Here is a 12,088-nt window from a genome sequence, read left to right as displayed (position 1 = left end):
TTATTAAAATCTATTTCATTAAAATACAATTTATTCAAATATCGCCTATCAAAAAGTAATTTATCAAACAGCTGTTACTTTTTCAGCGCACTTAATCGGCTCGATAACTGGCTGATAATTTGATCAATTTCATCATTGGCTTCTGACTCATTGTCCAAATTGCCATGTGGTGTCAGCTGATTCATCACCTCAGGTAGTAGCTCTGCCAACCCTTGACGCACTTCCATATCATTAGCCCCAGTATGCGCTGCCACTTGCTGAATTTCATTTTCATCAAACAGGCGATTGACGTCATTAGGGTCAAGATTGTCATTAAGCTCATGATTACTCATCCAAGATCGCGCTTGCTGCTCATAGCCCATGCCCGTTATTTTAGAGAGTGCACCACTTAAGCCGCCATTACGCTGTATCCAGCTGAGTACCATTGGCATCAGTGCCGCCACTAACATACCTTTACCGCCAAAACCACCTCTAGTGCGTTGACCGCCAAGCACACTACCTAAAATATCGCCTAAACCACCAGACTGACTACCAGCACGACCTTGATTGTTACCGCCAACCAGACCGCCTAATATATCCTCTAGCCCAAAATGATTGTCGGGCTGACGATCATATTGCTGAGGATTATAGTCACGTGGCTGATTGCGACTGCCAGTCAACACGCCACCTAAAATATCGCCAAGACCGCCCGTGCGACGTGGGTTGATACTTTGATTGATAGGATTACGCTGATGATCTTCTGGATCGATAGCACTACGTGCAACTTGCGATACTAAATTCCCTAATAAGCTCATGATATTATCCTTTTATTCTTAAAGTTCTTATAAATCAATAGTCAATAAATCCTTAACCAATATAGCAAATCTCGTTTATCGTCTAGATAGTTGTTTTGTTATAGGATGTAGAGCTTCGTTATTAGATAGAATTGTTAAAAACAATAAATTAAGACATTAATTAGTAAAAAAGAACTAAATATGATTGAATAATTTCCTACTCATTTAATGAGCGGTTATCGGAATAACAGTAGCTAGTATATTTAGCTGTCGCCATTCCTGAACGGTTACTTGGTCGCGAAAGATGGTGACAGACAAAACGCGTTGATGAGGTTCAATAATAATAAATTCAAAGTGAATACAGGACGGATAACGGTGCAACTTAGATAAATGCGCTTGCCATAGCGCATCGTCACGACTGGTACGCATGAGTAATTGCCAATGCTGGTCTACACGATGTTGCAATGGTGGCTGACTAATGTGTAACAATATCGGACGAGTTAATGCCAAATAACACGCAACTCCCGCGGTTACGATAAGCAGTAATACATATTGAGCAAGCGACAACTGGGCAAGCCAAGCCAATAATCCCATTGCAGTTATAAAGCTAGTGTACAATGCTGTCCGTAAACGACTAGACGGCTTGATTGGCGTATCGATACGTAAGGACTTTACGTCAGTCATATTCGTAATACCCATATTGTCATCAGCCGCCTATTTTAGATAAACCATAAAGCTAAATGCATTTTACTTTTGAGACTAGCCTATTCTTTAACTGATATTATTTTTAAATAATAGCGCCACTTATTCACCTTATAGAGATTTAGAATGACGCCATGTTTTAATTTTATTAACCAGCGCCCAAATTGCTTCATCTTCAGGTTGACTCTGATTGGTAAAATAATCCAATAAATCAGGATCTTCATGGGTAAGCATCTGGGCAAAAGTCTCTTGTTCATCTGATGTTGACGTTAGATATAGCTCTTTTACATAAGGGTCAATGTAAAAATCTAATTCTTTGAGTCCACGGCGGGCTTGGTAAATAATACGGCGTTGCTCGTCGGTTGGTGCAGGTGATGATTGATTAGCTGAGTGTATGACGCTCATAACAGTGACCTTTATTTGAAGTTATAATTAAAATCTAGTGTAAAGTAGCATTAATCTTAAAGACTTAAATAATTTTGGTTTCATTGTATTCTACCAATTGCTGCCATAGGGCGACGGCTTGTTGCATCATAGCGACATTATGGGTGCGCAGGATACTGGCACCTTGTTGCAGTGCAAAAACACCAGCAGCAGTTCCTACTGCATCTCTCTCAAGAGCTTGAGTTTGAGTAACAGCTGGTATGCCACTTTTTGTCAACACTTCAGCTAAAAACCGTTTGCGCGATATACCAAACATGATTGGATAACCAAGACTTTGCAGCGAGTTCAGCTCTGTTAATAATGCACAATGATGAGTATAATTTTTAGCAAAACCAAAACCTGGATCAATAATAATGTTTTCACGTTTAACGCCAAGGTTTATTACCTCATCAACTCTAGACGTTAACTCCGCCTTAACCTCTTGAATGACATTTGTATAATGGGCAAGATTATTCATGGTGGTCGGCTCGCCGCGCATGTGCATTAACATCACCGGAATATCAAGCTTTACTGCCATTAGCGGCGCACCTTCCCGACTTAAAGCGCGTACATCGTTCCAAATATCTGCCCCTTCATTGTAAGCCGCCTGCATTACGTCCGGGTTACTGGTATCGATAGATAACCATATCTCCTCACCACACTGCTGTCGAATTGCCTTAACAATAGGAACGACACGCTGCAATTCGTCATCAGTTACTACCGTTTCGGCATTTGGACGTGTAGATTCACCGCCAATGTCAATAATGGTAGCACCTGCTGCAATCATATCTTTACAATGGGCAAATGCCTTAACAATGCTGTTAAATTGACCGCCATCAGAAAACGAATCCGGTGTCACATTTAAGATGCCCATAATATGAGGCTGGGATAAATCCAAACACTTACCGCGACTGCTTATGCTAAAAATAGGTAACGGCTGAAACAATGACATAATCAATCCATCAAAAATAAATAGTATAAAAAATTGAATCAGCCCATCATACCAGCAAATCAGCTAGTTTTTAAAATAGCCCGTGAAATTAGTAGGCACAAAAAAGCCCTTTGTAAAAAGGGCTTTTTATATAAGACAATAACTGCTCACTCTACATTGCTGGAAGTGGCGGCGGTGTTGAACCAGTCGTTTTTATATCATTCTTCGATAAGTTCACTTCAGTATGCTGATAGACTTTAGGTGGACGAGGGGCTTCACCCGCTAAGATATCCTGCAACTGATCACGGTCAATCGTTTCCCACTTCATTAGCGCATCAACCATTGCATGCATCTTATCATGATTGGCTTCAATCAATTCACGAGCAATATCATATTGCTCTTCTAACATTCGGCGTACTTCTTCATCAACTTTTTGCTGCGTGGCTTCCGATATCGTACGGCTGCCCCCACCAAAGTAACCTTGCGAGCTGTCATCATCTTCATATACCATAATGCCAAGTGCATCTGACATGCCGTATTTAGTGACCATCGCACGTGCCATTTTAGTTGCACGCTCAAAGTCATTTGATGCACCAGTTGACATTTGATTGATAAACACTTCTTCGGCAATACGACCACCAAATAAAATAGCAATATCGCTCAGCATTTTAGATTTATAAAGACTGGTCTGGTCATGTTCAGGCAACTGCCAAGTGACACCTAGAGCAAATCCGCGTGGCATGATCGTCACTTTATGCACAGGGTCTGTGCCCGGCAATAACTCCGCTACTAAAGCATGACCGGACTCATGATATGCAGTAGCACGGCGCTCTTCTTCACGAATCACCATTGATTTGCGCTCAGGACCCATATATAGCTTATCCTTTGCATCTTCAAAATCATTCATATCAACGCTACGCTTGTTACGACGTGCTGCAAATAATGCCGCCTCGTTTACAAGGTTGGCAAGCTGTGCACCACTAAATCCTGGCGTACCTCGCGCCAATGAATGAGCATCAACACTGGTCGTATTAGGCAATTTTCTTAAATGCACTTTTAGAATCTGTTCGCGCCCTTTGATGTCTGGCAAGCCTACCTGTACCTGACGGTCAAAACGACCCGGACGTAGTAATGCTTTATCAAGAACATCGGCACGGTTGGTTGCCGCAATGACAATCACACCTTCATTGCCTTCAAAACCATCCATCTCAACCAGTAATTGGTTGAGCGTTTGTTCGCGCTCATCATTACCACCGCCCATACCGGAACCACGATGACGACCGACTGCATCAATCTCGTCAATAAAGATGATACATGGCGCGCTTTTCTTTGCTTGCTCGAACATATCACGTACGCGTGAGGCACCGACACCAACGAACATCTCAACAAAGTCAGAACCTGAGATAGAAAAGAACGGCACTTTGGCTTCACCAGCGATGGCTCTTGCTAATAGTGTTTTACCTGTACCTGGCGGACCTACCATCAAGATACCACGTGGAATCGTTGCACCAAGTTTTGTAAATCGATCTGGCGAACGTAAAAACTCAACGACTTCCACCACTTCTTCTTTAGCTTCTTCACAACCGGCAACATCATCAAAGTTCACTTTGATTTGATCTTCGGTAAGCATTTTAGCTTTCGACTTACCAAAGCTCATCGGTCCGCCGCCTTTACCGCCAGCGCCGCCTTGCATATTACGCATAAAGAATAAAAAGAGACCAATAATCAGTAGAATTGGGAAGCTGGCTATCAATAGCTGCATGAGCACACTTTGACGCTTAGGCGCAGTACCCTGCACTTCAACTTTATTTTCACGCAGTAATGGCATCAGCTCGTCATCCATCACAGCTGGACGGATGGTCTCAAATGCAGAACCATTCTTTTTCTCACCGGTGATCTGCTCGCCGTCAATCTCAATACTGGCTACTTGCTTTTCTGACACTGCGGTCACAAACTCAGAGTAGTTAAGGTTATCCGGCTCAGATGATTTATCAAAGCCGCTAAACACCAGCACTAAAACGCCGATTACCACCAGCCACAATAAGGTATTTTTTACCATGTCGCTCACTAGTTATTCCCATCCCTTACTTATTGGTGTTTTTACTAAACACGTGACGTCTTCAAAGTGATGATCTACTATTCATTAAAACTATTTTTAGATAAATATATAAACGTTTAAAGTACTTTAAAAATTCCGTTCTATCTAAAAACATATAATGACTGCAATAGATGGTTCGCTCTTAAACGACTCTGCTCAAAACAATTTATTGTTAAAAGTGCCGAAAACAAAGTTAATATACCACGATATGTGGTTTTAACTTTCACAATTCAAGCAGAACGCCAGTTTATTCGGTTAACAAATGTAGCTATTTCTGACATAACTTATCACATCACAATTCGCTACATATAGATATTAATTACATTCGTCCAGTCATTATTTAATAGCAATCCAAAATATCTCTTTTGAACGTGCGCGTGATGCGTCAGGCTTGATACTACGGATTTTGCTGAATTTTTCCTGCATCTGCTTACGCAATTCCTGTTCACCCGCTCCTTGAAACATCTTCATAATCAAGGCACCGCCTTCAGGTAAGGTCGCTAAAGCAAAATCTACTGCAAGCTCGCACAGATACATCATCCGTGGCTGATCTACCGCACTATTGCCAGAAGTATTGGGTGCCATATCAGACAACACGACATCCACTTGCCGATCACCAACCTCTGCCATAATGCTATCGAAAACTTCAGCTTCACGAAAGTCGCCCTGTATAAAGGTCACATTCTCTAATCTATCCATTGGTAAAATATCAGAGGCAATCAAAATACCTGTCTCACCAACCAATTTTCCTGCAACCTGTGACCAACTGCCGGGCGCACTGCCCAAATCCACCACAGTCATACCTTTACTAATCAGTTTTGTTTTCTCATTAATTTCTAGCAATTTATAGGCAGCACGCGCGCGATAGCCTTCTTTTTGAGCTTGCTTTACATAAAAGTCATCAAGATGCTCTTTCATCCAAGCACTGCTGCTTTTTGAGAGACTTTTATTCTTAATACGCGTGGCCAAAATAGGTGCTCCTATTTAACAATAAAATCGTTTTGAGTATCAAAGGGTTAGATGAAGGATAAAAGGTTTGGTAATAGACTGAACCTATATAAGTGTCAGCCATTGATTTATATATGTGGTCAACATAAGCGACTACAAGCTGATACGTTAAATTAACGATAGAATGGTCTAAATTAACGATAGTATGAATGATTTAACAGATTTATCAGCCAGTAGCGTTTATAATGTCCTATTAAGGTCAGTTTAACATTTTCATGCTATAAAATCGTGCAGAATCCCAGTGATTTTATCTCAAAACCTTTTTACCTATTACTTATTAAGCATTTAGCATTAACGTTATGATTTTTCATAAACGAGCTGTTTAGATTGATATCACAGTGCTCTTAATCCTAATAATTAAGAAGATAAACCGGCTAATGATGAGCTTGTTAATATAGGTATCATGTTTTACTCTGACTTTTATATTTTTTATTTCTCAACGCTTAGGAATTTTATGGAACTTGATAACGCTACGCTTAAACGTCTAAAAGGTATTGGTCACGAGCTAAAGCCTATTGTCATGATTGGCAACAACGGCGTCACCCCAGCTATTACTGAAGAAATCGACCGTGCCTTATCGGATCATGAGCTAATTAAAGTAAAGCTGCCAGCGGGTAGTAAAGACGAGCGTGATGCGGTGACTACTGCGCTTGCAAAAAATGCTAAAGCTCAAGTAATTCATACTATTGGACGTATGGCGTTATTATTACGTAAAAACCCTAATGCCAACCCAAAGCTGTCGAATTTATCACGTCACGCATAGTTACGTGTCTTGATGATATTAATTGATGATTAAGTTGAAATAATAACTTGCATCATTAGCAGTGCAAAGTATAAAAGCCGCAGTACATGAGTGCTCGCGGCTTTTATATTATCTAAATATTGACTAATAGAAAGTCACTAATTATTCATCTCTAGTCTTATTCATTTTTATTCTTTATGGCATTGCTTCATGACTCAAACCTTTAAATTATGCTTAGCAACAGAAATACTAGAAGTCGATGCCGAACATTTAGGCGTGACAATAACACAGCTAAAGGATATTCAAGTAACTGTTAGTATTACTCTCACTCAAGAGCCAATACCTAGCCTATCTTTTACGTACCGTATTCAACTACCTGATTCTCGCTTGGCTTCCCAATTAAACTGGGCGAAATGGCAAGCTATAAACGTCAGCTTTACCGATTTTTTATGGGAGCAGACTTGTCTGGAATGTTTTATTGCTAGTGGGTTTAATGAGCATAACGAGACGGCAAGTTATATTGAGATTAATGCCAGTCCGAGTGGTCATTATGCGCTGTATCAGTTCGAGAGTTATCGCAATCCCAAATCATTGCCACCCTCGCCATTATTACAGGAAAATAAAAAAGCACGCGCGTACATTGATTGGCATAACGATGAGCAGGGCTATAACGGTAAAACAATATCAAAAGTCGTGCGTGCCATTACCCCTTCTTCAGCTCTTAAGCTTATAGCTAATAGCTGTGATTTAAGCAGTGACCTATTTGTTCCACGTTATTACTATCAGCGTAGCTTTAGCGTACCAGTAGCGCAACTGTTATTATCGTCAGACAAAAATCATACGTATTATGAGCCGAATAAATATATTAAGTATATACATCCATGTGTAATTCTACAGTTTGGTCAGGCACAATTATATTATGCACCGGCTCACGCCTCGCCCCCCGACTTTCATCAGCGCGCCTATTGGTCACGGTTTAAATATTAGACTCTATGGTTTAAAGAAATACTATTGATTAATAGCTATTTAGGACCTGCTCTCATTCCAAAAAAATATAAGCATTAAAAAACCCAGTAATGTTATAACGTCATTACTGGGTTTTTTAATGGGGACAGCTTTTAATTAATAATTACTACTTATCAGCCATCGCTAAATAAATACCACGGTTAGACGCATCATCAACATATTGCGAATCGCGCCAGGTGCTGTAACCATAGATATTACTATACGGACTTATACTATTTTGACGAAAATCAGATATCCAGTTTGAGCCATCAAAAATCTGAATATGACCGTGTGGATGCTTTGAGCTGCGATCAAACACTACGACATCACCGATTTGAGTAGGCATGTCATTGCTAATTTTAGTAAATCCAGCTTGAGCAAGCGTGCCACGGGTAGCATACTGATAAGCGGATGGATTTGGCGTGAAGTCATAACCTGCTGATTGTAGCGCTTTACGAACATAACGCGCACAATAACCAGAACTTCTAGACAGTGCCACTCGTGACGCACGGGCAGCTGCAATAGCAGGCGCCGAATTGTGATCTAATACCGACTTAAACTGCTCTTTCTTTTCAGCATATAAACGACGCGATAACGTATCAAGCTCACTACCTTTTTGCTTTAATACGTTGATGGCGCGGGTAATCTCAGTATTGTTAGAAACATGTACCCCACCATTATTGGTGCTGTAGATGTTTTGCGATGAACCGTAGGAATTTGATTTAGCGATATTTGCTCTGCTATCAGCCAGTGTACTATTTGAGATGATATTGACAGAAGCACCACTCGTTTGTGCTACGCCCATGCTCAATACTGACAAAATTAATAAAGCCTTTTTCATAAATTTACTACCTATTGTTAATGCAAGTGTGCTCATCATCCGTGACAAAGCAGTAATTAATTTAGAAGAGATTACAATCAAATAAACATGATAAAATCTTGATATTCACAGTGTGCGCTTTTCAGTTAAGCAAATTTTCAACCAGTCGCTGTTATACCACCACCTAATAGATGAGTGATTACGATGTCAAAAAAACAGCCTAATCGGCTCGCTCAACTTATCGATCACCAAGCATTTTCTGGTAGCGCTCTACCGCGAAGTTTGGCTGATAACGTGCGTCTTTATACGCAGGCTACCCATGAAGTAAAAACATTATTAATAGACTGTTTACCAGAAGAGATACTAAATAGCTGCTGGGTGGTGCGTCTTACTACAGAGCAACTTACTCTCAGTGTAAACTCAATGACCGCAGCCAATCATATTCGTTATTTACAAAATGCTTATCTTGAAGTATTAACCAAACAGTCTATTACATTTAAACAACTCAAGCAGATTCATGTCGTGATAGCAAAAATTCCTGCTAAATCTCCTTATAATGAGGAGTCACTAACGCCTGTCTCATCCTCATCAAATGCTGTTAGAACCAATGCAAATAAGGGGCTGAGTCAAAATATAAAAAGGACTATATCACAGGCTGCAAAGCATGTCACGGCTGATAAAGACTTGCAAAAGGCGCTCTTACAGCTATTAGATGACTAAAAAGCCTTAAATTACAATGTAAAGTTAGGTAAACCAAGTACCAAAAAGTTGACTAAAAAGACATGTTTTTCGAGCTAGTTAGGTTAAAAAAAACGTCTACTGTTTAAATCGATACTTTTGATTTAAACAGTAGACGTTTTTTTGTCGGTTGAAGGGTTTGTAAACTCTAGCTTTCAGCGTGCTCTTCAAAAACAATAATATTGGAAAGAAAGTACAGCAAACATTATGCGCTTTCGCATTATGTAATCTTACGTAAATGTTGCGATACATCCTGTATAAGCTTGTATTTATCCTTCAACAGTTAAAGCACTTAAAGGTAAATATTCTATAGGACAAGTTACATTGTCATCAAAAGTTACAATTTCAAAGTTATCTGAGTCAGATAAAATTTCACGAACTAGCAAATTATTTAATGCGTGCCCAGATTTATAGGCGTTAAAACGACCCAATAATGGATAACCAATCAAGTATAAATCTCCCAAAGCATCCAAAATTTTATGACGTACAAACTCATCAGCAAAGCGTAAACCTTCGACATTTAATATCTTGGCATCATCAATCACAATAGCATTATCCATGCTGCCTCCTAACGCCAAATTATTTCGACGTAAGGCTTCAATATCATTTAAAAACCCAAAGGTGCGCGCTCCACTTAACTCTTCGATAAAGTTGTGAGTAGAAAAACGCAGCTGAGCATGCTGTAAATCTTTGTTAAATGCGGGATGGTCAAAATCAATCTCAAAATTCAGCTCAAAACCATCGTATGGACGTAACTCTGCCCATTTATCATCGACCTTAACCCGTACCGGACGGACGATTTTTAGAAACTTCTTAGGACTGTCTTGTTCGCAGAAACCAGCTTGTAGTAAAAGATTCACAAACGGCGCAGCACTACCATCCATAATAGGAATTTCAGCAGCAGATACACGGATTAATAAATTGTCAACGCCAAGACCAGCAATCGCACTGAGTAGATGCTCTACTGTGCCCACGCGCGTGCCACCAAATACCAAATTGGATGACATCATGGTATCTTGTACTAAAAAAGCACTGGCAGGAATTGGTGTACAACCAAAAATATCGGAACGCTCAAAAACGACTCCTGTATCAACAGGCTGCGGATAAAACTCTAAATCAACAGGTTCGCCACTATGTAGACCAATACCAGTCATAGATATCATTTGATTAATAGTTCGTTGATTCATGGCTACTTCCTCACATATCTTGTTACAATTATCCTAGTGTACCATTTGCAACCTCTAATTCGCTATAGTTAATAAGAGGTAATTTACTCATTCCAAAGTTTAATTACACTTATCAATAAAATTGTATGTTTACTTTTAGGTAATTTTATTTGTTAAAGATAAACATAATTAAAGTAAACATCATGATAAATACTATTTTTTTGTCAGTTTACCCTTCATAAAACGCAAAAAAGCCAGCAATATCTATGCTGGCTTTTTAACTTTTTTTAAAGCTTAGAACTCATTAAATAATGAAATAAGCGGTCACATAATAAAAAACAATTCTCTTAATTATCTATTCTGTTGGCGCTTTAGATAATCTTGAATGCTGTTAGTTTTAGTCTGTGGCTGTTCTTGCATAGCTGGCGCACGGGTTATACTATCTTGATACAGCTGAGTTTTTGACTGCTGCTGGCTGTTTAGCGCACTGGTATGCTGACTTGGATCAACTGATTGTGTGCTGGTGACAGATGGAATCGGTTGTTGAGTCTTTGGTAATCCAGCATCTTCATCTAAAGTCAAACCAGTCGCAATGACTGTAACATGTAATTCATCGCCCATATCTTCATCGACAACTGAACCGTAGAAGATATTGGCATCATCAGTATCGGTAATACCTTCTACGATTTCACTGATTTTGCTAAATTCATCAAGAGATAGGCTTTGTGAAGAAATCACGTTAACCAATAGACCTTTTGCATTTTCTAAACGTAGATCATCAAGCAACGGCGATTTAATAGCTTTTTCAGTGGCTTCACGTGCACGATCGTCGCCACTGGCGCGACCAATACCCATCATTGCATGTCCTTTAGCTGTCATTGCCGTACGGATATCGTTAAAGTCAATATTAACCAAACCTGAACGCGCGATGGTTTCAGCAATACCTTGTACTGCGTGCATCAATACATCATCCGCTTTTTTAAACGCATCTTGCATCGATAAGTTACCGTAAACACTCATCAACTTATCATTCGGAATAGTGATGATTGAGTCCACAAAGTTGGTCAATTGCTCAATACCCGCTTTAGCGGCTTTAATACGTTTACCACCTTCAAATTTAAAAGGTGTGGTCACGACGGCTACGGTCAATACTTCCATTTCTTTTGCAATACGAGCCACAACAGGTGCTGCACCCGTTCCTGTGCCACCGCCCATACCTGCGGTAATAAACACCATGTCTGAGTGCTCAAGTAACGCGCGAATCGCTTCTTCTTCACTTTCAGCCGCTTCGCGACCCACTTCTGGATTAGCACCAGCGCCCAAACCACGGTTACTTTTAGCGCCGAGCTGTAATTTATGCGGTGCAGTCAGACGATCAAGGGCTTGCTTATCCGTATTGGCACAGACAAACGTTACCCCTTTAATGCCTTGTTGCACCATGTGCTCAACAGCGTTACCGCCGCCACCGCCAACCCCAAACACGATAAAGCGGGCTTGACCATTAGTTTGAGGTTTATTATCATCTGGCATGGTGTATTTTGACATAGAAAAGATTCTCCAGTTGCAGATAGCATAAGGGTCGATAGGTAATCAGGCGCTCGCATGGCATGCTATCGACGTACTATATATAAATGTATACAAATAAAATAGGGTAAAAAAGCATGCTTTATATAGACATGGTA

General features: G+C 40.1%; 12 protein-coding genes. 3 read left to right on the top strand and 9 right to left on the bottom strand.

The features are described 5' to 3' along the window. Window positions 1–74 precede the first annotated feature (74 nt). From H2245_RS08650 to H2245_RS08625, 6 genes are all read right to left on the bottom strand, one after another. A complete protein-coding gene (locus H2245_RS08650) occupies window positions 75–794 on the bottom strand; it encodes a YidB family protein (protein ID WP_182407000.1) in 720 nt (239 codons plus the stop codon). Between the two features lie 204 nt (window positions 795–998). Then, entirely contained in the window at window positions 999–1,457 is a 459-nt protein-coding gene (locus tag H2245_RS08645; protein ID WP_182406999.1) for a hypothetical protein, read from the bottom strand. Between the two features lie 129 nt (window positions 1,458–1,586). Beyond that, on the bottom strand, window positions 1,587–1,880 hold the full coding sequence (locus H2245_RS08640) for a succinate dehydrogenase assembly factor 2 (protein ID WP_182406998.1): 294 nt from the start codon (window positions 1,878–1,880) through the stop codon (window positions 1,587–1,589). A 64-nt stretch (window positions 1,881–1,944) separates the two neighbouring features. Continuing rightward, a complete protein-coding gene (gene folP, locus H2245_RS08635) occupies window positions 1,945–2,850 on the bottom strand; it encodes a dihydropteroate synthase (RefSeq protein WP_182406997.1) in 906 nt (301 codons plus the stop codon). A gap of 151 nt (window positions 2,851–3,001) precedes the next feature. Continuing rightward, window positions 3,002–4,897 carry an ATP-dependent zinc metalloprotease FtsH gene (ftsH, locus tag H2245_RS08630; RefSeq protein ID WP_310734128.1) on the bottom strand — a complete coding sequence of 632 codons (1,896 nt, stop codon included), beginning with the start codon at window positions 4,895–4,897 and terminating at the stop codon, window positions 3,002–3,004. 366 nt (window positions 4,898–5,263) lie between these two features. Then, window positions 5,264–5,896, bottom strand: coding sequence for an RlmE family RNA methyltransferase (locus tag H2245_RS08625; protein ID WP_182406996.1), 633 nt, complete (start codon window positions 5,894–5,896; stop codon window positions 5,264–5,266). A 493-nt stretch (window positions 5,897–6,389) separates the two neighbouring features. Here H2245_RS08625 and H2245_RS08620 point away from each other — a divergent pair, with 493 nt between their 5' ends. Together H2245_RS08620 and H2245_RS08615 are read left to right on the top strand one after the other, a co-directional pair. Beyond that, the gene (locus tag H2245_RS08620; RefSeq protein ID WP_182406995.1) at window positions 6,390–6,698 is read left to right on the top strand and encodes a YhbY family RNA-binding protein; all 309 of its coding nucleotides are present in this window, start codon (window positions 6,390–6,392) and stop codon (window positions 6,696–6,698) included. 189 nt (window positions 6,699–6,887) lie between these two features. Then, window positions 6,888–7,664 carry a hypothetical protein gene (locus H2245_RS08615; protein ID WP_182406994.1) on the top strand — a complete coding sequence of 259 codons (777 nt, stop codon included), beginning with the start codon at window positions 6,888–6,890 and terminating at the stop codon, window positions 7,662–7,664. Between the two features lie 145 nt (window positions 7,665–7,809). On the opposite strand, the gene H2245_RS08610 is transcribed toward H2245_RS08615, so the two are convergent. Further along, complete coding sequence (locus H2245_RS08610; protein ID WP_182406993.1) at window positions 7,810–8,523, bottom strand: CHAP domain-containing protein; 714 nt, start codon at window positions 8,521–8,523, stop codon at window positions 7,810–7,812. 183 nt (window positions 8,524–8,706) lie between these two features. Here H2245_RS08610 and H2245_RS08605 point away from each other — a divergent pair, with 183 nt between their 5' ends. Next, the gene (locus H2245_RS08605; protein WP_182406992.1) at window positions 8,707–9,222 is read left to right on the top strand and encodes a hypothetical protein; all 516 of its coding nucleotides are present in this window, start codon (window positions 8,707–8,709) and stop codon (window positions 9,220–9,222) included. Between the two features lie 287 nt (window positions 9,223–9,509). Here H2245_RS08605 and lpxC read toward each other — a convergent pair whose 3' ends face one another. Together lpxC and ftsZ are read right to left on the bottom strand one after the other, a co-directional pair. After that, window positions 9,510–10,427 carry a UDP-3-O-acyl-N-acetylglucosamine deacetylase gene (gene lpxC / locus H2245_RS08600; protein WP_182406991.1) on the bottom strand — a complete coding sequence of 306 codons (918 nt, stop codon included), beginning with the start codon at window positions 10,425–10,427 and terminating at the stop codon, window positions 9,510–9,512. A 330-nt stretch (window positions 10,428–10,757) separates the two neighbouring features. After that, on the bottom strand, window positions 10,758–11,951 hold the full coding sequence (gene ftsZ / locus H2245_RS08595) for a cell division protein FtsZ (protein ID WP_182406990.1): 1,194 nt from the start codon (window positions 11,949–11,951) through the stop codon (window positions 10,758–10,760). Between the last annotated feature and the right edge of the window lie 137 nt (window positions 11,952–12,088).

This window comes from Psychrobacter sp. GP33 (genome assembly GCF_014119005.1).
Taxonomy (GTDB): domain Bacteria; phylum Pseudomonadota; class Gammaproteobacteria; order Pseudomonadales; family Moraxellaceae; genus Psychrobacter.
Note: the sequence above shows the minus strand (reverse complement) of the source record. Positions and strands in the feature narration are given on the sequence as shown.

Bases quoted from the DNA above. Each gene is read 5' to 3' on its own strand.
- H2245_RS08650 (WP_182407000.1), bottom strand. From the start codon at position 794: ATGAGCTTATTAGGGAATTTAGTATCGCAAGTTGCACGTAGTGCTATC.
- H2245_RS08605 (WP_182406992.1), top strand. From the start codon at position 8,707: ATGTCAAAAAAACAGCCTAATCGGCTCGCTCAACTTATCGATCACCAA.
- lpxC (WP_182406991.1), bottom strand. From the start codon at position 10,427: ATGAATCAACGAACTATTAATCAAATGATATCTATGACTGGTATTGGT.
- H2245_RS08620 (WP_182406995.1), top strand. From the start codon at position 6,390: ATGGAACTTGATAACGCTACGCTTAAACGTCTAAAAGGTATTGGTCAC.
- folP (WP_182406997.1), bottom strand. From the start codon at position 2,850: ATGTCATTGTTTCAGCCGTTACCTATTTTTAGCATAAGCAGTCGCGGT.
- H2245_RS08615 (WP_182406994.1), top strand. From the start codon at position 6,888: ATGACTCAAACCTTTAAATTATGCTTAGCAACAGAAATACTAGAAGTC.
- H2245_RS08610 (WP_182406993.1), bottom strand. From the start codon at position 8,523: ATGAAAAAGGCTTTATTAATTTTGTCAGTATTGAGCATGGGCGTAGCA.
- H2245_RS08640 (WP_182406998.1), bottom strand. From the start codon at position 1,880: ATGAGCGTCATACACTCAGCTAATCAATCATCACCTGCACCAACCGAC.
- H2245_RS08645 (WP_182406999.1), bottom strand. From the start codon at position 1,457: ATGACTGACGTAAAGTCCTTACGTATCGATACGCCAATCAAGCCGTCT.
- ftsZ (WP_182406990.1), bottom strand. From the start codon at position 11,951: ATGTCAAAATACACCATGCCAGATGATAATAAACCTCAAACTAATGGT.